General features: G+C 49.5%; 19 protein-coding genes. 7 read left to right on the top strand and 12 right to left on the bottom strand.

The features are described 5' to 3' along the window. Positions 1–47 precede the first annotated feature (47 nt). Positions 48–647: a GTP cyclohydrolase II gene (gene ribA / locus A7K98_RS10280; protein ID WP_087488476.1), complete on the bottom strand. Its 600-nt coding sequence runs from the start codon at positions 645–647 to the stop codon at positions 48–50. Between the two features lie 209 nt (positions 648–856). Here ribA and A7K98_RS10275 point away from each other — a divergent pair, with 209 nt between their 5' ends. The 5 genes from A7K98_RS10275 (at position 857) to yciH (ending at position 4440) form a co-directional block, all read left to right on the top strand. Then, entirely contained in the window at positions 857–1591 is a 735-nt protein-coding gene (locus A7K98_RS10275) for a phosphatase PAP2 family protein (RefSeq protein WP_087488475.1), read from the top strand. Between the two features lie 141 nt (positions 1592–1732). Then, the gene (locus tag A7K98_RS10270) at positions 1733–2044 is read left to right on the top strand and encodes a LapA family protein (protein ID WP_087488474.1); all 312 of its coding nucleotides are present in this window, start codon (positions 1733–1735) and stop codon (positions 2042–2044) included. 6 nt (positions 2045–2050) lie between these two features. After that, a complete protein-coding gene (gene lapB, locus A7K98_RS10265; protein ID WP_087488473.1) occupies positions 2051–3220 on the top strand; it encodes a lipopolysaccharide assembly protein LapB in 1170 nt (389 codons plus the stop codon). Between the two features lie 177 nt (positions 3221–3397). Continuing rightward, on the top strand, positions 3398–4120 hold the full coding sequence (gene pyrF, locus A7K98_RS10260; RefSeq protein WP_087488472.1) for an orotidine-5'-phosphate decarboxylase: 723 nt from the start codon (positions 3398–3400) through the stop codon (positions 4118–4120). Then, complete coding sequence (yciH, locus tag A7K98_RS10255) at positions 4120–4440, top strand: stress response translation initiation inhibitor YciH (RefSeq protein ID WP_087488471.1); 321 nt, start codon at positions 4120–4122, stop codon at positions 4438–4440. Before pyrF ends, yciH begins: the two co-directional genes overlap by 1 nt. A 49-nt stretch (positions 4441–4489) precedes the next feature. Here the strand turns inward: yciH and osmB are convergent, their stop codons facing one another. The 3 genes from osmB to A7K98_RS10240 form a co-directional block, all read right to left on the bottom strand. Further along, positions 4490–4699, bottom strand: a complete 210-nt coding sequence (gene osmB, locus A7K98_RS10250; protein ID WP_407703111.1) for an osmotically-inducible lipoprotein OsmB — start codon at positions 4697–4699, stop codon at positions 4490–4492. A gap of 357 nt (positions 4700–5056) precedes the next feature. Next, on the bottom strand, positions 5057–6991 hold the full coding sequence (locus A7K98_RS10245; protein WP_087488469.1) for an exoribonuclease II: 1935 nt from the start codon (positions 6989–6991) through the stop codon (positions 5057–5059). Positions 6992–7115: 124 nt separating this feature from the next. Further along, positions 7116–9425, bottom strand: coding sequence for an FdhF/YdeP family oxidoreductase (locus A7K98_RS10240; RefSeq protein ID WP_087488468.1), 2310 nt, complete (start codon positions 9423–9425; stop codon positions 7116–7118). Between the two features lie 245 nt (positions 9426–9670). On the opposite strand from A7K98_RS10240, the gene A7K98_RS10235 reads away from it, so the two are divergent. Further along, positions 9671–10579, top strand: a complete 909-nt coding sequence (locus A7K98_RS10235; protein ID WP_087488467.1) for a LysR family transcriptional regulator — start codon at positions 9671–9673, stop codon at positions 10577–10579. Here the strand turns inward: A7K98_RS10235 and A7K98_RS10230 are convergent. The 8 genes from A7K98_RS10230 to pspF form a co-directional block, all read right to left on the bottom strand. Then, positions 10576–11631, bottom strand: a complete 1056-nt coding sequence (locus A7K98_RS10230; RefSeq protein WP_087488466.1) for a hypothetical protein — start codon at positions 11629–11631, stop codon at positions 10576–10578. The two genes, A7K98_RS10235 and A7K98_RS10230, sit on opposite strands and share 4 nt — an antisense overlap. A 206-nt stretch (positions 11632–11837) precedes the next feature. Further along, positions 11838–12626, bottom strand: coding sequence for an enoyl-ACP reductase FabI (gene fabI, locus A7K98_RS10225; RefSeq protein ID WP_087488465.1), 789 nt, complete (start codon positions 12624–12626; stop codon positions 11838–11840). A gap of 142 nt (positions 12627–12768) precedes the next feature. Further along, entirely contained in the window at positions 12769–13578 is an 810-nt protein-coding gene (gene sapF, locus A7K98_RS10220; RefSeq protein ID WP_157666055.1) for a putrescine export ABC transporter ATP-binding protein SapF, read from the bottom strand. Beyond that, a complete protein-coding gene (sapD, locus tag A7K98_RS10215; RefSeq protein WP_087488463.1) occupies positions 13578–14573 on the bottom strand; it encodes a putrescine export ABC transporter ATP-binding protein SapD in 996 nt (331 codons plus the stop codon). Before sapD ends, sapF begins: the two co-directional genes overlap by 1 nt. Next, a complete protein-coding gene (gene sapC, locus A7K98_RS10210; RefSeq protein WP_087488462.1) occupies positions 14573–15463 on the bottom strand; it encodes a putrescine export ABC transporter permease SapC in 891 nt (296 codons plus the stop codon). Before sapC ends, sapD begins: the two co-directional genes overlap by 1 nt. Positions 15464–15719: 256 nt before the next feature. After that, positions 15720–16685: a putrescine export ABC transporter permease SapB gene (gene sapB / locus A7K98_RS10205; protein ID WP_087488461.1), complete on the bottom strand. Its 966-nt coding sequence runs from the start codon at positions 16683–16685 to the stop codon at positions 15720–15722. Continuing rightward, positions 16682–18328 (bottom strand): ABC transporter substrate-binding protein SapA, encoded by a 1647-nt coding sequence (gene sapA / locus A7K98_RS10200; protein WP_087488460.1) that lies wholly within the window; start codon positions 18326–18328, stop codon positions 16682–16684. Before sapA ends, sapB begins: the two co-directional genes overlap by 4 nt. Before the next feature lie 165 nt (positions 18329–18493). After that, complete coding sequence (gene pspF, locus A7K98_RS10195; RefSeq protein ID WP_087488459.1) at positions 18494–19504, bottom strand: phage shock protein operon transcriptional activator; 1011 nt, start codon at positions 19502–19504, stop codon at positions 18494–18496. A gap of 176 nt (positions 19505–19680) precedes the next feature. Here pspF and pspA point away from each other — a divergent pair, with 176 nt between their 5' ends. After that, on the top strand, positions 19681–20352 hold the full coding sequence (gene pspA, locus A7K98_RS10190; protein ID WP_087488458.1) for a phage shock protein PspA: 672 nt from the start codon (positions 19681–19683) through the stop codon (positions 20350–20352). Positions 20353–20400: the final 48 nt, after the last annotated feature.

Here is a 20400-nt window from a genome sequence, read left to right as displayed (position 1 = left end):
CCTGCAGATGAAGATACCGCCCCTGAGAGGCCAGGGGCGGAAAAAAACTAATCGTCGTTATGGTGAAGCAGGTGGCCCATTTTCAACGCTTTGGTGTCCAGATATCCGGTATTTTTTGGATTTCTGCCAACTTCGAGAGGAACCCGCTCAGCAATATTAATGCCGGCTTCAGTCAGGACTTTCACTTTTTTCGGATTGTTGGTCAGTAACCGTACTTCTGAAACTTCCAGCAGTTTAAACATATCAGCACAGAGAGTGAAATCGCGTTCATCGGCAGCAAACCCTAATTTCAGGTTAGCCTCAACGGTGTCATATCCCTGGTCCTGAAGCGAGTAAGCACGGATTTTGTTCAGCAAACCAATATTACGGCCTTCCTGACGATGATATAGCAGGACTCCGCGCCCTTCAGTGGCAATGGCATTCAGCGCGGACTCCAGCTGAAAACCACAATCACACCTCAGGCTGAATAACGCATCGCCCGTAAGACATTCTGAATGAACCCGGGCAAGTACAGGCTCAGGGCCAGAAATATCACCAAAAACCAGTGCAACATGATCTTTGCCGGTGCTGATCTCTTCAAAACCCACCATCTGGAAATCACCCCATGGTGTGGGCAGTGTGGCTTGTGCCACCCGCTTAAGTTTCATGCAAACTCCGCTGTCAAAACGTATTATTATCAGTACTCTGAAACCAGAGTTGAATTGAATATTGTGCCACAATCATCGGTAGTCTGCGTAATACTCTGAGAAGCAGATCACAGATAAAGCACAATCCGACTAGTGGCGCAGATTAACGTATTTCCGGAAACTCAGAAAATGATAATTATCGATTTAGCTGCGGAGAAAAAGTATATACGATGTTAAAACAGGTTAAACTTATCTGTAGCGGAATGCTTATTTTACTGATACTGCCACTTGGTCTGTGGCTGTATGGCTGGCACTGGGTCCCGACAAAATCAGATGACTGGCAACTTATATTATTTGCTTTCACAGAAACCGTCACTCGTCCGGCAGGGCTTATCACCACTGGGTTGTTAGGAAGTTGGCTATTGTGGAAATTACGTCATGACCAGCGTAGTACCCGGCAAAGACTGGTGGTTGTATTGAGTATAATTGTTGTGGTGTGGGGCGGGCAGGGAATCAACACGCTGATTAAATTGCAGGTCAGAGAAGCAAGGCCCTATGTGGTCTGGTTAGCGTCAGAAACTGCGCGTCCTGCCGAGCAATTCTATCAGATGCCGACCGCAGAGCGCAGTGCACAGGTACTTGAGTTAACCCGGGACAACCGGATGTTGCCTGGCTGGTTAACCCGGCACTGGGCGGCAGAAACAGGCTATTCGTTTCCGTCGGGACATAGTATGTTTGCTGCCTGCTGGTCCCTGCTTATGCTGTTCTGGTTGTGGCCACGTGGCAATGTTTTTACCGTGATGGTGACGTTTGTTTGGGCCATTCTGGTGATCTGGAGTCGAATGGCCCTGGGTATGCACTGGCCGCAGGATGTCATTATGTCTGTCATTAATGCCGGTGTGCTGATGATAATTGCCGGAATGGCAATTAATTCACCTTATATCACCCGTAAAAGCATGGAATGATGCGCTGAAACGTAAAGCTATATTGTAAATATGTTCTGCATCCCCATAATAGAAAGATGCAGGTGTGCCGGAATGTTAACCGTCAGCAACATAAGCCCTCCGGCGATAGCGCTTACGGAAAATACGATAACAGGATGCATTGTGAAATATTTAGTCATTTTTTTAGTGGTTCTGGTCATTTTTATTATCTCAATCACCCTTGGGGCGAAAAATGATCAGGTCGTAACCTTTAATTATCTGCTGGCCCAGGGCGACTTTCGTGTGTCTACATTGCTGGCCAGTCTGTTTGGTGCGGGATTTATTCTCGGCTGGGTTATTTGTGGTCTGTTCTGGTTGCGTGTACGTTTATCGTTATCTCGTGCACAGAGAAAAATTAAACGTCTTGAAACTCAGTTTAATACGCCGTCTGCTGCTGTCACCACTGCCAATGGTAAAGTTGTGGTGAAGGAATAATCAGCTATGCTCGAACTGCTGTTTCTGTTATTGCCGGTTGCTGCGGCCTATGGTTGGTATATGGGCCGTCGAAGTGCGCATCAGGATAAACAACAGGAAGCGAACCGCCTGTCTCGTGATTATGTCACCGGCGTTAACTTTTTACTTTCGAATCAGCAGGATAAAGCGGTCGATTTGTTCCTTGATATGCTTAAAGAGGACAGTGGGGCCATTGAGGCTCACCTGACTCTTGGTAACCTGTTTCGTTCCCGTGGTGAAGTTGACCGCGCGATCCGAATTCACCAGTCGCTGATGGAAAGTGCTTCGCTCGACTATGATCAGCGACTGCTGGCTATTCAGCAGCTCGGCCGTGATTATCTGGCTGCGGGGTTGTATGACAGAGCCGAAGATATGTTCAGCCAGCTGACGGATGAAACCGATTTTCGTGAAGGCGCGTTGCAGCAATTATTACTGATTTATCAGCAAACCAGTGACTGGACACAAGCGATTGAAACAGCTGAACGTCTGGTTAAACTGGGCAAAAATAAACAGGCTACCGAAATCGCACATTTCTATTGTGAACTGGCTCTGCAGGCCATGAGCAGTGATGATCTGGATAAGGCGATGAGTCTGTTGCGCAAAGGTGAGTCAGCAGATAAACAGTGTGCCCGGGTATCGATTATGATGGGCCGAATATTCATTGAACAGGGTGAAGAGCAAAAAGCAGTGCAGTCTCTGCAACGGGTATTACAGCAGGACCCTGATTTAGTCAGCGAAGTTTTATCGTTACTGGAAGGTTGCTATCAAAGGCTGAATTCCCCGCAACTGTGGCTGGAGTTCCTGCAACAGTGCGTCGCTCTTGAAACCGGCAATGCGGCTGAACTCTACCTGGCCGACATTATCGATAACAACGAGGGTTCTGAGGCAGCACAGCTGTTCCTGATGAAACAACTTGAACAACACCCAACCACCCGCGGTTTTCACCGGCTGATTAATTATTATCTGCAGGATGCAGAAGACGGCAGAGCTAAACAAAGCCTGGTTGTGTTGCGGGATATGGTAGGGGAACAAATTCGAATCAAGCCGCGTTATCGCTGCCATAAATGCGGTTTTACTGCCCACGCTATCTACTGGCATTGTCCCTCATGCAGAAGCTGGGCAACGGTTAAACCGATTCGTGGCCTCGATGGCCAGTAAAATGACAGAGCCTTCGGGTTCTGTTTTTTTACACTAACATTAGTTACAACATACTAGAATGTTATTTATATGCCAGCCTCAGCAACGTGCAAAACAGGTGACATCGCAGGTCAGGCAGGTAGAATAAGCGCCGTTTGCCCATATTTTTCGCCTGCCTGATTTAAAAGGAACACTGCAATGACTGATTTATCGCCATCTTCTGTTACTTCACCGGTAGTAGTCGCTCTTGATTTTGACGATATGCATCGGGCATTGTCGCTGGTTGACCAGATTGATCCGAACAGCTGCCGTCTGAAAGTGGGAAAAGAGATGTTTACCCGTTTTGGACCAGAGTGGGTTAAAACACTGCATGCCCGTGGTTTCGAAGTATTTCTGGACCTGAAATTTCATGATATTCCTAACACGGTGGCGCATGCTGTTGCTGCTGCGGCAGATTTAGGCGTGTGGATGGTCAATGTGCATGCCAGCGGTGGCGCCAGGATGATGAATGCCGCCTGCGAAGCTCTGCTACCAATGGGGAAAGATGCGCCTTTACTGATAGCTGTTACAGTGCTTACCAGCATGGAAGCCAGTGACCTGCATGATTTAGGTATTAACCGCACCCCTGCAGAGCAGGCGTTATTACTGGCCAGTCTGACACGTAATTGCGGGCTGGACGGTGTGGTATGTTCTGCCCATGAAGCAGTGGCTTTTAAACAACAATTTGGCAGCGATTTTCTGCTGGTCACACCGGGAATTCGTCCGGCCGGTTCGGATGCACAAGACCAGCGCCGGATAATGACTCCGCCTCAGGCTAAAGTTGCCGGTGTTGATTATATGGTCATTGGTCGGCCGGTGACTCAGACTACTGATCCTTCTGCGTCACTGACTGCAATTTTACATTCTCTGCAGGTGTCATAATGAGCAAAGATAACCTGGTGTATTCCACAGAAACGGGTCGCATCACACCACAGCAGACACCGGTTGAACGCCCTAAAGGTGATGGTATTGTGCGAATCTCACGTCAGACCAGCGGCAGAAAAGGCAAGGGCGTTTGTATTATCAGCGGGCTGGATCTTGATGATAATGAGCTTTCTAAGCTGGCAGCCGAGTTAAAAAAGAAATGTGGCTGCGGTGGAGCGGTTAAAGAGGGTGAAATTGAAATTCAGGGCGATAAACGAGATCTTCTGAAAACATTGTTGGAAGCGAAAGGTTTCAAAGTCAAACTGGCTGGCGGCTAACCAGAGAATAGCCGGAAAAGGGCAATATGCTCTTTTCCGGCCTGCAGTATTAATGGACCTGATGACCGACCACGCCACCGACCGCTGCACCGCCCAGAGTTCCTAAGGTACTACCACCGGTCAGAATATTTCCGCCGATAGCGCCGACTCCGGCACCCAGAGCTGTATTTCTGTCACGTTTAGACCAGTTAGAACAGCCCGCCAGGCTGCATAAAATCAGTGTTGCAATCAGGGCAGAGGCAATGCTTTTTTTTGTGATTATCACAGTCAACTCCTTAATTATTCACCGTGTTCCCGGCAGATAAGACGACTGAATTATATTGATATCCACCTGAATTCAGGTGCTATGGTATTAAACCCTGTTATGCCCCGGGTAAGCCCGGTAGCAATAACTGGCCCTATTTTATGCATTACCTGATGAGGGAGAAGAGTGATTATTCCTAATCAGAGTTCAGCATTTTCTTAGTTTAGGCGGATTTTGAAAATTTGCAGTGGCGTACTACGTTAGCTACTGGCATTGACCCTGGAGTTGTTGCTGTTGAGGGCCGGGAAGGGCATATTTTGCAGAGGCAGGAAAAAGTGCGTACCGGCTGACCGGTACGCAGCTGATTTAATCTCAGGCTACAGGGCGTGCTACCACATTACGGTTTTCCATACGGACTTCCGCAATTGTGACTTCAATAATATCGGTCACACGATAGCGTTCTTCACCTTTGATCTGTACCGTACCACTCTCCTGCGAACAGACTAATTCATCACGAACGCTGTGGATGAAAGGTGCAGGAATAAATGCAACAGCTCCGGTATCAGTTAGCCTTACACGCATTCCACCACGCGAGACATCAATAATCTCAGCGGTAAATTTGTGGTCAGTCCCTGCATATGGAGCCAGATAGCGGGCATATAACCAGTCGCCTACATCACGCTCTGCCATCCGGTTCAGGCGACGCCTTTCTCCCATGATAGTCGTGAGTTCTGCGGCTGGCTGCTCAGGTTGCTGTCCAAGGATAATGGCTTTCAGCAAACGATGATTCACCATATCGCCATATTTACGGATAGGTGAAGTCCAGGTAGCGTACGCATCAAGTCCTAAGCCAAAATGTGGTCCTGGCTGGGTACTAATCTCGGCAAATGACTGGAAACGACGAATCCGGCTATCCAGATACTGTGTTGGCTGGTTGTCTAACTCACGACGCATCACTTTGAAACCTTCGAGAGTAGAAATTTCTTTCGGATCAACCGTAATTCCATGACCCGCAAGAACACCTGCAACCTGTTCTGCATTCGCTTCATCGAAGCCCGCATGTACGTTATAAATACCGTAACCCAGAGATTCACTCAGCACTTTAGCGGCGCAGATATTAGCTGTAATCATCGCTTCTTCAATCATCCGGTTAGCAATCCGGCGTGGTTCAGCAATAATCTCCAGCACTTCACCTTTCTCACCCAGCAGGAAACGATAATCAGGGCGATCTTTAAATACCAGTGAATGAGTCTTACGCCATTCACTGCGAGCCAGGCAGAAACGATGAAGCAGAGTGATCTGTTGTGCAATAGCTTCGCTGGCTGGCTGCCATTCACCACTATTTTCCAGCCAGTCAGACACATCGTCATAAGCCAGTTTGGCTTTAGATTCAATCCAGGCAGCAAAGAAATGGACGTTATCTTCCGGCGTACCATCAGCGGCGATGGTGATGTGGCAGGCCAGTACCGGGCGGCGAACACCTGGTCGCAGAGAACAGACATCGTCAGATAACTGACGCGGCAGCATAGGAATATTGAAGCCAGGCAGATAATTGGTAAAGGCCCGGAGTGAAGCCAGTTTATCCAGTTCACTGCCTTCTGCAACATAGGCAGTCGGGTCAGCAATCGCGACCGTCAGGCGGAGCTTGCCACCAGGCAACTCTTCAGTGAACAGTGCATCATCCATATCTTCGGTGCTGGCGCTGTCAATGGTGATAAATTCCAGGGCGGACAGATCTTCGCGCTCCAGTTTTTCATCCATCATCTCTCCGAAAGTAATTTCCGGGGCCGCGCGTTCAAGATTGTGACGTGACAGTGTCACCCACCATGGTGCCAGATGGTCATCAGCGTAAGTAATGAATTCCGTTAGCTCTGCATAGAAACTGCGATCACCTTTTAACGGGTGGCGGCGCATCTCAGCAACGGCCCAGTCACCAGCCTGGAAGTTATGTTCCACATTCCGGGCAGGACGGCACTGAATTGCCTCTTTCAGCAACGGATGGTCAGGGATAATCGATAACCGGTCATCTTTTTTCTGGATTCGTCCGACAAACCGGGTCAGGAACGGTTCAACCAGAGTTTCCGGCTCGGCGCTCTCTTTACCATTATTGGTCTGGATGACAGCGATGATTCGATCGCCGTGCATCACTTTTTTCATTTGCGGAGGCGGGATAAAGTAACTTTTCTGAGCATCGACTTCCAGAAAGCCGAACCCTTTATCGGTACCTTTTACCACACCCTCAGCACGAGGAGTCTGGGCATGAAGCGTTTGTTTAAGCTGCGACAGCAGCGGATTATCCTGGAACATAGTTTTTTAGTTTCGTGGCCTAACAGCGGCTGACAGTTTTACGCGAATCATAGCACTCGGGCAAGAGCCAAACGGCGAAAGATAAAAAAAGCCGGAAACATTTCCGGCTTTTTTACTAAATTACTCAGGCGATTCTGAGAGATGGCTGTTCTGTGGTCAGTGACAGTTTTACCGGTACCGATTTTGATGTCGGAGTACCGCTATCGTCACCGAAACTGGAGAGTGGTACCAGAGGGTTAGTCTCAGGGTAATACGCAGCCAGATTCCCGCGTGGGATGTTATAAGGCACCAGAACAAACCCCTGTACCTGACGGGTAATGCCGTCGTTCCACAGCGTCTCAATATCAACCTGTTGACCTTCGGTTAACCCCTGGGCACTCATATCTTCAGGGTTAATGAACACCACTTTTCGCTGACCATAGACTCCACGATAGCGGTCATCCAGGCCGTAAATGGTAGTGTTGTACTGATCATGTGAACGTAATGTCTGCAATACAAACGGCGCAGTTTCACCAGCCAGTTGCGGAAACAGGGATGCTGGCAGCGCAGAAGCATTGAATTCAGCTTTACGGGACGGGGTATTGAATTCTAAACGAGCTGCCGCATTACCCAGATAGAATCCTCCAGGCTGGTCACATTTCTGATTAAAATCACTGAAACCCGGAATAGTCGCTGCGATATGGTCACGAATGATGTTGTAATCATCGGCCATTTCCAGCCAGTCGAGTTTTTCAGCACCCAGTACAGCGTCTGCAATTCCGGCGACTATTGCGGTTTCTGAACGTTGAGTATCAGCCAGTGGAACGCCCACGCCTTCAGACGCATGTACCATGCTGAAAGAGTCTTCCACGGTAATAAACTGTGAACCGGTGGCGCGGATATCGCGTTCGGTACGTCCCAGTGTTGGCAGAATCAGACTGTTACGGAAGCCAGGCACCAGATGGGTCCGGTTGAGTTTAGTGCTGATATGCACGGTCAGTCCACAACGCTGAATGGCCTCTTCGGTACGCGGTGAATCCGGAGCAGCAGCAGCCAGATTTCCTCCCAGAGTGATCAGAACCCGGATTTCATCCCGCAGCATGGCTTCGATGGCTTCAACAGTATTATGACCAGCTTCCCGTGGTGGCTGGAAGTCAAAGTGGCTGGCCATCGCATTGAGGAACGGGGCATTAGGTTTTTCATCAATCCCCATGGTCCGGTTACCCTGAACGTTACTGTGACCACGGACAGGGCATAAGCCAGCGCCTTTTTTACCTAACTGACCAAACAACAGCTGAAGGTTAACAATTTCACGTACAGTATCTACGGAGTGTTTATGTTGAGTAACGCCCATGGCCCAGGTACAAATAACCCGTTCAGCACTCTGATAGATAGCAGCAGCCTGACGAATTTCTTCTTCTGACAGACCCGACTGGAAAGTAATCTGTTCCCACTGAGTAGCATCAACAGCGGCCAGATAGGCATCCACACCGACAGTGTGCGTGTTGATAAATTCATCATCAAAGATGCCTGGCTTGCCCTCAGCAATATTATTGCGATGCTGCTCGAGTAAGGTTTTCACCATCCCGCGAACCGCAGCCATATCACCGCCAAGCTTTGGCTGATAATACGATGAGCTGATTTGTCCCGCCATCGAGGTGACAACTTCTAACGGCTTTTGTGGATCGGCGAAACGTTCCAGACCGCGCTCACGCAGCGTGTTGAACGTGACGATTTTAGCTCCATGGTCTGCTGCATGGCGCAGGCTATGTAACATACGTGGGTGGTTAGTTCCCGGATTCTGGCCGAAAACAAAAATGGCATTGGCATGATCGAAGTCATCGAGTCGGATGGTGCCTTTACCTACACCGATACTACGCTTCAGACCGGTACCACTGGCTTCGTGGCACATATTTGAGCAATCGGGGAAGTTATTGGTGCCGAGCATTCTGCCAAACAGCTGATACAACCATGACGCTTCATTACTGGCCCGGCCAGAAGTATAAAGTTCGATTTGGTCCGGATTATCCATCTCACCGATATGTTGTGCTATCAGTGCAAATGCATCGTCCCAACTAATAGGCTCATAGTGGTCGGTTTCTGCATTGTATGACAGAGGGTGAGTCAGGCGTCCCTGATATTCCAGAAAATAATCACTTTCCAGATACAGACGACTGACCGAATGGGCAGCGAAAAACTCATTATCCACTACGCGGCGGGTTGCTTCCCAGGTAACGGCTTTAGCTCCGTTCTCACAAAAGCTGAAGGTGCTTTTGTTATCATCGCCCCAGGCACAGCCCGGACAGTCAAAACCACGGGCTTTATTCATGCGCAGCAGGTTGCGCATATTTTTTAAAACTGACTTACTTTCAAATACATAGCGGGTAGTAGCTTCCAGCGATCCCCAGCCACCGGCTGCAGCGCGATAAGGTTTAATCTGGCGTTTAAATTTCATAATAAGCTACTCATGTGACCTGATTGTTATTGTCGTGTATTGATTATATAAACGAAATTGTGCTTTCGTGTTTGCGAAATGTCTAATTGATTACAATAAACAAGCAATAGATGAACTTTATCGCGGGTTGATCGCTTGCGTATCCGGTGAAACCGCGTGATCCTGAGAGAAGTACATCAGTAGCTCTGTGCCAGAGCTACGGCAGAGAAGTTAAAATCAGCATTAAGCAGAGGAGTGCAAAGGTAATGGATTTAAAACAACTGGTCTATTTGTGCAATCTGGAGCGCGAAAAGCATTTCGGACGTGCCGCGGAAGCCAGTTTTGTCAGCCAGCCGACACTGTCTTTGCGCCTGAAAAATCTTGAAAAAGAGCTGGGAGTGTCACTGATCAACCGAAGCAATAACTTTTCCGGCTTCACGCCTGAAGGTGAGCGGGTGTTAAGCTGGGCACGTGAAATAGTTTCAGTTTATCAGGGGCTTAAACTAGAAGTTGATGCCATGAAGCATGGCATTCAGGGAACACTTCGTATCGGAGTTGTCCCGCAGTGTAGTATGTCTCTGTCCGGGGTATTACAGGCCGTCTCCCGGCATTATCCGGAGATAAACTACCGGATTGATGTGATGAGTGCCGATCAACTGTTGGAAGCCATTAACAGCCATACGGTGGATGTGGCTTTTGGTTTCTTTGAAATGAGTACATTACGTGAGTTGCAGTTTCAGGATGCGCTGTTTCCTGACCAGGGTGTTGTGGCACTCTATTGCAGTAATACTTTTGACTTAGCTGAAAATAATTCGCCGGTTGCTCTCGCTAAAATCGCTGAATATCCGTTATGTCTGGCCGCGCAAACACGATATTTCCGCCGCTATCTGGATAACAGTTTCCGTCAGGCCGGTGTGCCATTCCGGGTCATTATTGAAAGCCCCTCTGTGCTACAGCTACTGGAGTCAGCACACCAGGGTATCGGCATTATGCTTGCACCTAAAGGGAATGTTTTACCGGCAATGCTTGGTGAACTCTCGCAGGTTGCGGTGGACATCCCGAAGATGTCCAGACAGGGTGCAATGGTAATTGCCGGCAGCAGCAGGGCGACAGCGTTAACTCAGCATTTTTTTGATGAAGCCAGGCCTCTGCTGCTGTCATTAAACAGTTTTTAACCCAGAGGGATCAGTGCCTGATCCCAGCCCAGCCCGGCGGCGACAAGCAGCAGTTGCAGTATCGCCTCTGTTTTCCAGCCATGACGGTTAAGTTGTTGAGTCTCTGTAAAACAATCCCGTGCCGGTATCTGTATCAACTGACTGAACAGGTGACTGGCAGTGCCGGGTTTTATGATGTCACTGGCACTGTCTGTCGATAAGTGAACCGCTGCATTAAGTTCAAACGACTGAGCTTCAGAAAGTGTAGTCACCTGAATCATACGTAAACTAAGCCAGGCTTCCGCGGCAGCCGGTGCATGCGCAATCACCAATGGTTTGAGTACCGGGTGATTTAACCGTGATAACTCCCTGATTATTTCTACAGCAGGAGCACGCAGGAGACTGAACTCTGCTGGCGGCACTCTCTGTGTTGCATTTTTTTCTGCCAGCAGGTCTGGGAACACAGGGGCGCTGGTCAGCATAAAATAGGCCGGAAGTTTGATTCCGGACAGCGCCATAATCCCCGTCATCATCCGGGACTGCCAACTGATAAAACCACAAATATGGTGCAGTGTCAGAATATCTGAGGCGTTCAGACCCACGTTTTGTAAACGTGATACTACCGGGGCAGATGCCGTCGCCGGGTAGCAAGCCAACTGGCGGGCATATTGAGTGATTTCGGTCAGACGGTTGTTATTTTCTTTGGTTCCGGAGGGGCCGGTTAGCGGGCTCAGGCGGTTGGCGTAAAAATCACATAACAGGCTAATATCGGTTAGCTGGGCCACTGTGAGGGCGATATTAAGGCGGTCATAAAGAGTCAGCGAACAGTCAGACTCCGGACAGGGACTTTCCGGGAAAAAACGGCTATAAATGGCAGCAGTGTGGCGGGTGACAGGCAGCAATAATTGCCTGAGTGCCACCGAAACAGCGGTATGCTGTAGCAGCCCGGCAAACAAATCTGCGGGGTTTCGCAGGGGGCTTTTCGCCGAACCCGAAGGCAGACAGGTCTGATGTGTTCCCTGGTGTGATTCACTCATCAGGGTGTAGTTACTTTGACGCTGGCGTAATTCCATAGTAATTCCTTCTGATGTCAGGCAGATGAATTCCGGAAAAGGCTCACCTGCAAACGGTCATAAGCCTATAGTGACTTAGCTGAAGGAACGGCAGAAGGAATGTTAGCGACTAACTAATAACAAGCTGATATATGAATGAATTTATGCGGGTTGCAGAAGAGGGGGATAAAGTAACGGCAGGCGGAATAACCACCTGCCGAAGGAACTTATTTCAGTTCCAGCTCGTTCATAGCTGCAATGCTGAAGCCGCCATCAACGTGGACAACTTCACCAGTGATACCACCGGCCAGGTCTGAACACAGGAATGCTGCAGAATTACCTACATCTTCGATAGTCACAGTACGGCGGATTGGCGTTACAGATTCGCAATGTGACAGCATTTTACGGAAATCTTTAATGCCTGATGCTGCCAGAGTACGGATTGGACCTGCAGAAACGGCGTTAACACGAACACCTTCAGGACCCATCGCGTTAGCCATGTAACGGACATTGGCTTCCAGAGACGCTTTAGCCAGACCCATAACGTTATAGTTAGGGATAGCACGCTCTGCACCCAGGTAAGACAGGGTTAACAATGCTGAGTTAGGGTTCAGCATAGCACGACACTCTTTTGCCATAGCTACAAAGCTGTAGGCACTGATGTCATGGGCGATTTTAAAGCCTTCGCGGGTCACGGCGTTAACATAGTCACCGTCAAGCTGGTCACCTGGCGCAAAGCCGATAGAGTGAACAAAGCCATCAAATTTAGGCCATACTTTAGCCAGATCGGTGAATAACGCTTTGATGCTCTCGTCTTCAGCCACATCACAAGGCAGAACGATGTCTGAACCCAGATCTTTGGCAAACTCTTCAACGCGCGCTTTTAACTTTTCGTTTTGGTAAGTGAATGCCAGTTCAGCACCCTGCTTATGCATCGCCTGAGCGATACCCCATGCAATAGACAGTTTACTGGCAACGCCAGTGACCAGAATGCGCTTACCGGAAAGAAAACCCATAGCTGTAATCCTTAATATGGTTATTGTTGTCGGCGGTGGCTGGTTGTTTTTTCAGCCAGTCCGCAATGTTCAATCCGGGGATTCTAACACGACAATGGGTTATCAGGTAAAGTCACGAACGCTCAGGGCAAAATTCTGTGATTTATCGGTCATTTCGTCGCCAGGCTTCGGCGGTCAGGGCTTCACCAAAGTGGCTGGTAATAAGCCTTTTCGTCAGATCGTGTAGCGGTGAGGCCAGTACGTCAGCGGTACCACCACGTTCGACAACCTGTCCCTGATGCATCACCATCACCAGATCACTGATATGTTTCATCATTCCGATATGCTGAGTCACGTAGATATAGGACAATCCATCCCGTTCCTGCAGTTCCAGCATCAGATTCACCAGCTGTGAACGCATGGTCATATCCAGAGAAGCCAGTGCTTCATCAGCAACAATGACTTTAGGCTGTAATATCAGTGCTCGTGCCAGAGCCAGGCGCTGTTTCTGGCCGGGAGCCAGCATATGCGGGTAATAGCCTGCGTGATCACGAAGCAGGCCGACTTTACGCAGTGTCTCAATAATTCGTTGTTCACGCTCTTCCGGAGTCAGTCCGGTATTTAGCCGTAGAGGTAAATCCAGAATCTGGCTGACGCGCTGCCGTGGGTTAAGAGATGTCCCCGGATCCTGGAAGATCATCCGAATGACCTGGCTACGGTAGCCGTAATCTCCGAATTCCAGCGGGTGATTATTGATAATGATTTCTCCGGAAGTCGGCGCGATCATGCCACTCAGCATTTTCGCCAGCGTCGATTTACCGGAACCATTCTCTCCGATAATCGCCAGAGTTTGTTTTTCCCGCAGCGTGAAACTGACATTTTTAACCGCATCCACCAGCTGTGGCCGGAACAGTCCGGTTTTATAGCGGTAGGTTTTAGATAAATCACGGACTTCGAGTAAGGTTTCCATAATTACTGCGGCTCTTTGTTCAACGGGAAGTGGCAGGCATATAAATGCGTCTTATTGCCGGTCAACCGTGGTGCGATAATACATTCCCGCTGTGCATAGGGACAGCGGGGGCCCAGACGGCAACCAACCGGCAAATGTTCCAGCGAAGGTATGGCACCGGACAGTGTATTCAGCCGGCTTTTATGCGGTAACGCTCTGCCAAAATCGGGCATTGAACGGATCAACGCCTGTGTATAAGGGTGATTAGGAGTACTGATCAGCTCTTCGCTCTGCGCGGTTTCCACCGTCTGGCCGCAGTACATCACATTGATCCGGTTTGCCCACTGGCTCATGGTACGCAGGTCGTGGCTAATCAACAAAATAGTCGTATTGTTATTCTGGTTCAGCCGGCTCAGCAGCCTGAAAATCTGGGCCTGAGTAGTTGGTTCCATTGCATTTGTTGGTTCATCGGCAATCAGCAATGTTGGCTTATTCGCCAGAGCAATCGCAATCATGACTTTCTGACATTCACCTTCGGTCAGCTCATAGGGAAAGCTGCGCATAATGTCTTTGTGATCTTTAATACCGACCCGATGTAACAGCTCAATCGCTCGCTTTTTCCGCCAGAACCAGAAACGCCGATACCAGTGTCCTTTCAACGTCCAGCGAGGAATCGCCTGGATTAACTGACGGCCAATACTCTCTGAAGGATCAAGACACGACTGCGGTTCCTGAAAAATCATCGAAATATTACGGCCGATGATCTTACGACGCTCGCGGGGAGAAAGGCGTAACAGGTCGATATCATTGAAACGCATCCGGTCAGCGGTCACCCGCCAGTTGTCTGAAGTCACGCCACAAATAGCTTTCGCTATCAGGCTTTTTCCGGAGCCAGACTCACCGACCAGGCCACGAATTTCACCTTCGTTAAGGATCAGGTTGACCCGGTCTACGGCTTTCACCGGACCTTCCGAAGTAAAAAATTCGATAGTGAGGTTACGTATATCCAGTAATGGCATTATTTCACCCCGGCCTCGATAGCACGACGAATACCGTCGCCTAATAAATTAATAATTAATACGCTTATCATCAGCAGCACCCCGGGTAACATAACAGTCCAGGGCGCTACGTAAATTAACTCCAGTGAATCGCCCAGCATGGCTCCCCATTCAGGCGAAGGCAACTGAGCCCCGAGGCCCAGGAAACCCAGTGCGGCAATATCCAGAATCGCCATCGACAGTCCACGGGTAAATTCACTAACCAGCAGCGGAAGTACGTTCGGTAAAATAGTGTCTTTAAGTAGTATCAGTTGACTGGCACCATCCAGCCTGGCAGCCACTACATACTCTTTTTCCATCTGGTCATGAATGGCAATATAAATCGCCCTGACTAGCCGTGGCATCAGTGCCAGCCAGACAGCTATCAGTGCGTGAAACAGGCTTGGCCCGGCAAACGCAACCACGATAATTGCCAGCAGCAGAGAAGGAATAGATAGCAGGGTATCCAGAATATGGTTCATAACAGCAGAACGGAAACCATGAGTCAGACCGGCAAGTATCCCGAGTACCAGAGCGCAAATCGCAGACAATAGTGTGACCAGAATGGCTGAACCTACCGTCGGGGCGGCACCACTCAACAGACGACTGAGCAGATCTCTGCCTAAATCATCGGTCCCCATAAAGAATGACACATCACCGTAACGTGACCAGGAGGGCGGCAATAGCTGATAACCCATAAATTGCTGATCCACGCCATAAGGCGCCAGCAGCCCGCCAAAAAGACAAAGCAGCAACAGGGCGGCAAAACCGTACAGGCCCACCATTGCCGCTGTATCGTGATAAAACTTACCCCAGGATTGACGAAAGGTACCGGGCAGTCGTTTTTCCTGATAAATATTATCTGCGGGCATATATCACCGTTTTACTTCTGTTATTTATCATGTTTGTCGCTTTGTTGTTTATTGCTCCGGATATTCCGGTGCTATTCCACTCGTGTTGAGTCGGTTAATCATTAAGAGGGTCACCGGTAATTTGCCGCTGCCTGCGGAGCGGACAAACATCTTAAGACCCGATACCCTGATTATAACGTTGTTTTTCAGGCCCTGAGGATGGGGTTGCCACTACGGGCACTCCCTTTAACCTGCAAGCCTGTCTGAACTGGTATCACTAACGAAGTGCATACCACTCTTTGTGTTTCAGCGGATTTAGCGCCGCACCGATGATGTCAGACAGGACATTCACAATCACGACCATGCTGCCAATCACCATCACCCCTGCTGATATCGCCGTATAATCCTGCTGACGAATCGCCCCTATCAGCCAGTGACCAATACCTGGCCAGTTGAAAACCACTTCGGTGATCATGGTCAGTGTCAGCATGGTTGAAAATTGCAGGCCGAGATGCGGTATTACCGGAGGCAGGGCATTATGCAATACATGACGGCGGATAACCGTAAATCGTGACAAGCCACGGGTGATGGCTGCTTTGATGTAGCTTTTATCAATCACGTCCAGAGTGCTGTTGCGAATCAACCGAATCACCTCAGTCATCGGAGCTACCGCCAGGGTAATCACCGGTAACAGCAAATGCTGAAAAATACTGATCAGCATCTGGTGGCGCCACACAGAATGAGAAAGCAGGGTATCAATCAGCACAAACCCTGTGACATGAGGTAGCGGATAGAGCAGATTCAGCCGGCCGGAAACCGGCAACCAGCCAAGAGTGAGTGAAAAGAACAGCGTCAGCAGTAATGCCAGCCAGAAAACTGGCAGTGAAAAGCCAATCAGTGCCAGCGCGCTGATCAGTTTATCCTGCCATTTCTTTCGCATCACAGCCGCAATAATACCGAGCGGAATTCCCAGCAGCAGCGCCATGGCAAAAGCCAGCACACAGAGTTCCAGGGTGGCCGGAACAACTTCGGTCAGCTGTTGGAAAATGGGCTGTCCGTTGACATTGGATACACCGAAATCAAGCTGCAACATGCCTTTGAACCAGAACCACCAGGCATCCGTCAGCGACGCTCCTTCCAGCGGGGCGTGCGGGGTAAAATAGCTCAGGCTGAAAGCTACCAGTGACAGCATAAACAGTGTCACCAGCAGCAAAACCAGTCGGCGTAAAATAAAGATGATCATGGTGTGTTCTCTTCGGAATCATCACGGTATACCCCGGCGAAAGAGGTATTACCAAACGGACTTAGCACCAGTCCTTTAATATCATAGCGGTAAGCCTGCAATCTCAGAGACGAGGCCAGTGGTAACACCGGTAGCTGCGCTGCCAGCATTTGCTGAGCCTGGTCATAACTGTCAATCCGGTCAGCCAGTTGCTGAGAAGTTAAGGCGTTATGCAGTATCTGGTCAAATTGCGGATTACACCAGTGAGCATAGTTAGTCGCCGAGCCGATGGCGGCACAACTGAGTAATGGACGGAAAAAACTGTCCGGATCATTACTGTCGGTTGCCCAGCCGGAAAGCGTCATATCATGGTTCAGCGCCATTAACTGCGCTTCCTGGAAACGACCTTCAACCGGAATAATATCCACTGTGACACCGATGCGTGCAAGGTCAGCCTGGATCAGTTCGGCCATTTTAAGCGGGCTGGGGTTCCACGGCTGAGACTCGGTAGGGACCATCAGCCGGAGATGGAGATCCTGAATTTTGAGTTGTTTCAGCTGTTCCCTGGCCTTGTCCGGATCATAATCAGAGATACTGGCCTGATTATCGTAAGCCCAGGAGGCGCGGGGCAGAATAGATGCTGCAGTTTCGGCGGTCCCGTAATAAATAGACGTCATCAGCCGTTCATTATTAATCGCCAGAGAGAGCGCCTTGCGCACCTCGGGGTTATCCAGCGGCGGTTTGCGGGTATTAAACGCCAGATAGGCAATGTTCATCCCGGGACGCAGTGTCATGCGCAGTCTGGGGTCATCACGTAAAATAGGTAGCTGGCTGGCGGCAGGGTAAGCCAGTACATCGCACTCCCCGGTCAACAGTTTGGATAAACGTCCGGTGCCACCGGCTCCGATATCAATCACTACCTGCTGCAGGCGAGGAATCCCTTTCCAGTACTGCGGATTTCGGAGCAGACGGATAAACAGACCGGCGCGATAGGCACTGAGCTGAAAAGGGCCAGTGCCCACAGGCTGGCGATCCATCTGTTCCTGATGGCCGCTGGCAGTCAGTTGATCAGCATATTCTTTTGACAACACCGGCGCATAATGGGTAGCAATGTGCCATAAAAATGAGGCATCAGGATTGGCCAGCCTGAATTCAACCGTGTAGTTATCCAGTTTTTTGATGCTCAGAACACTGTCCGCAAACTGCAGGCTGTCAAAATAGGGATAACTGCCACCGCCAACGTCATGCCATGGATTATTGCGGTCGAACATGCGTGAAAAGCTAAACACCACGTCATCGGCGTTCATTGTTCTGTGCGGAGTGAACCAGGAGGTGGTCTGGAAGCTGACACCATGACGCAGATGGAAAATATAGGTGGCGCCATTATCTTTGACTTCCCAGCTGTCAGCCAGTTCAGGGATCAGCCGGTAAGTATAGGGGTCCACATCCAGCAGGCGATCATATAACTGTGCCGATAAGGTATCTACCGTCAGGCCGCTGCTGGCAAGTTGCGGATTAAAGGTATTCAGTACACCGTTTACACAATAGACAAAGCCACTTTGCCGGATGTCGTGGGTCTCCGCGGCGAAAGCTGTACTGCAACACAGGCTCAGTCCCAGGCTCAGCGCAGATAGTATTTTCGACGCAGATAATATTTTCGACATAGTACTCAAAGATGTTTTGTTGTTTACAGGGAGTGTATCGCAAACCCGGCTGTGACCCCAAATTTGCTGACCGGCCCGTGATATTTTTTCTTTATGGTGACAGAATTAAATGGTGGCGGAATTAACCTGAATCGTCTGGTAACCAGCCGCAACCAAGGGAAGTCATTAACGTTCTGTCGGAATCTGATGTTTTTTTAGCAATGCTCTTAGCTGATGGTAGGTCAGACCAAGGGCTTCAGCAGCCTTACGTTGATGGAAGTGATTTTGCCGTAAGCTCATTTCAGTGATCAGAAATTCCTGATGGTTTTGCCATTCGCGCAAATCCAGAGGCAGGGCAGGCAAAACAGTGTTGCTGTCATTACTGGGCTGTGGCTCAGCGGCTGCTGATGAATCTGGCGTAAAATCCGGACGAAACGGATTAAAAATAATCTGATCAAGCACTTCATCACTGTTGTTATGTCGGTAGACCGAGCGTTCGATAACGTTTTTCAGTTCTCTGACATTGCCAGGCCAGTGCCAGGCAAGCAACTGTCTGCGGGCTTTTTCGCTAAACCCGGGAAAAAGCGGTAATCCCAGTTCACGGCACATTTGGATAGCAAAATGTTCTCCCATCACCAGAATATCTGACTGGCGTTCACGTAAGGGTGGGATATTTACAACATCAAATGCCAGCCGGTCGAGTAAGTCGGCGCGAAATTTACCCCTGGCCGCCAGACCAGGAAGATCCTCATTGGTCGCGCATACCAGCCGGACATTGACCTGCAGCGATTGGTTTCCGCCGACACGCTCTAACTGACCATACTCTATTACCCGCAACAGCTTTTCCTGGACAATCATTGGCGCGGTGGCCAGCTCGTCAAGAAACAGGGTGCCGCCATCCGCTCGTTCAAATCGACCCAGATGGCGTTTCTGAGCCCCGGTAAAGGCTCCGGCTTCATGGCCAAACAGCTCAGAGTCGAGCAGATTATCATTCAGTGCCGCACAGTTCAGAGAGATAAACGGCCCCTGCCAGCGTGAGGAGAGATAGTGAAGCCGGCTGGCAATCAGCTCTTTACCGGTTCCCCTTTCACCAATTACCAGTACCGGCTTATTGAGTGGTGCCAGCGCCGAAACCTGCTCCAGCATTTCAAGGAAATTGTTTGACTCACCCAGCAGGTTATCCTGACGCTCATTCATGATGAAATTAACCACTTAATGATGAATATCACCATTTTACGCGAACAGCATCAGCGGGCAATTTAATTAAATGCATATAAAACAGTTAGATAATAATTGGCACGCTGATTGCTATTATATTTGCGAATGATTTTTTAATCCCGGCAATAGTGCCGGCTGATTTCAGGAGATATGACATGGGTATTTTTTCTCGTTTTACCGACATCGTGAATGCCAACATTAATTCACTGCTGGAACGGGCTGAAGATCCACAGAAGCTGGTGCGCCTGATGATTCAGGAGATGGAAGATACTCTGGTTGAGGTCCGTACCACGTCAGCCCGTGCGCTGGCAGAAAAGAAACAACTGACTCGTCGGGCGGAACAGTCAGCGGCACAGTCGCTGGAATGGCAGGAAAAAGCTGAACTGGCTATTCGCAAGGATAAAGAAGATCTGGCACGTGCGGCATTACTGGAAAAACAGAAACTGGATGCGCTAACTACTTCGCTACATCAGGAAATTGCCCAGACTGACGATACTCTGGAGCGTATGAAATGTGAAATTACAGAGCTGGAAAACAAACTGACAGAAACCCGTGCACGCCAACAGGCTTTAACACTGCGCCACCAGGCAGCTTCGAATTCACGCGATATTCGTCGTCAGCTTGATAATGGCAAAATAGATCAGGCAATGGCCCGTTTCGAATCTTTTGAACGTCGTATCGATCATATGGAAGCAGAAGCCGAAAGTCAGCGTTTTGGTAAGCCTCAGACACTTGACCAGCAGTTTGCCAGCCTGAAGGCTGACGATGATATCAGCCAGCAGCTGGCTGCATTGAAAGAAAAAATGCAGCGTAATGACGGACAGTAAGGTCCGTTGTTTACTCTGGCTAAACCGCGACTCAGGTAAGGAGAGTTC

The organism is Tatumella citrea, assembly GCF_002163585.1.
Lineage (GTDB): Bacteria > Pseudomonadota > Gammaproteobacteria > Enterobacterales > Enterobacteriaceae > Tatumella > Tatumella citrea.
This window is presented reverse-complemented; position numbering and strand designations above follow the sequence as displayed.

What these genes read in the sequence shown, in the direction of transcription:
- ribA (WP_087488476.1), bottom strand. Translation starts at nt 647, where the DNA reads ATGAAACTTAAGCGGGTGGCACAAGCCACACTGCCCACACCATGGGGT.
- A7K98_RS10275 (WP_087488475.1), top strand. Translation starts at nt 857, where the DNA reads ATGTTAAAACAGGTTAAACTTATCTGTAGCGGAATGCTTATTTTACTG.
- lapB (WP_087488473.1), top strand. Translation starts at nt 2,051, where the DNA reads ATGCTCGAACTGCTGTTTCTGTTATTGCCGGTTGCTGCGGCCTATGGT.
- pyrF (WP_087488472.1), top strand. Translation starts at nt 3,398, where the DNA reads ATGACTGATTTATCGCCATCTTCTGTTACTTCACCGGTAGTAGTCGCT.
- yciH (WP_087488471.1), top strand. Translation starts at nt 4,120, where the DNA reads ATGAGCAAAGATAACCTGGTGTATTCCACAGAAACGGGTCGCATCACA.
- A7K98_RS10245 (WP_087488469.1), bottom strand. Translation starts at nt 6,991, where the DNA reads ATGTTCCAGGATAATCCGCTGCTGTCGCAGCTTAAACAAACGCTTCAT.
- A7K98_RS10240 (WP_087488468.1), bottom strand. Translation starts at nt 9,425, where the DNA reads ATGAAATTTAAACGCCAGATTAAACCTTATCGCGCTGCAGCCGGTGGC.
- A7K98_RS10235 (WP_087488467.1), top strand. Translation starts at nt 9,671, where the DNA reads ATGGATTTAAAACAACTGGTCTATTTGTGCAATCTGGAGCGCGAAAAG.
- A7K98_RS10230 (WP_087488466.1), bottom strand. Translation starts at nt 11,631, where the DNA reads ATGGAATTACGCCAGCGTCAAAGTAACTACACCCTGATGAGTGAATCA.
- fabI (WP_087488465.1), bottom strand. Translation starts at nt 12,626, where the DNA reads ATGGGTTTTCTTTCCGGTAAGCGCATTCTGGTCACTGGCGTTGCCAGT.
- sapD (WP_087488463.1), bottom strand. Translation starts at nt 14,573, where the DNA reads ATGCCATTACTGGATATACGTAACCTCACTATCGAATTTTTTACTTCG.
- sapC (WP_087488462.1), bottom strand. Translation starts at nt 15,463, where the DNA reads ATGCCCGCAGATAATATTTATCAGGAAAAACGACTGCCCGGTACCTTT.
- sapB (WP_087488461.1), bottom strand. Translation starts at nt 16,685, where the DNA reads ATGATCATCTTTATTTTACGCCGACTGGTTTTGCTGCTGGTGACACTG.
- sapA (WP_087488460.1), bottom strand. Translation starts at nt 18,328, where the DNA reads ATGTCGAAAATATTATCTGCGTCGAAAATACTATCTGCGCTGAGCCTG.
- pspF (WP_087488459.1), bottom strand. Translation starts at nt 19,504, where the DNA reads ATGAATGAGCGTCAGGATAACCTGCTGGGTGAGTCAAACAATTTCCTT.
- pspA (WP_087488458.1), top strand. Translation starts at nt 19,681, where the DNA reads ATGGGTATTTTTTCTCGTTTTACCGACATCGTGAATGCCAACATTAAT.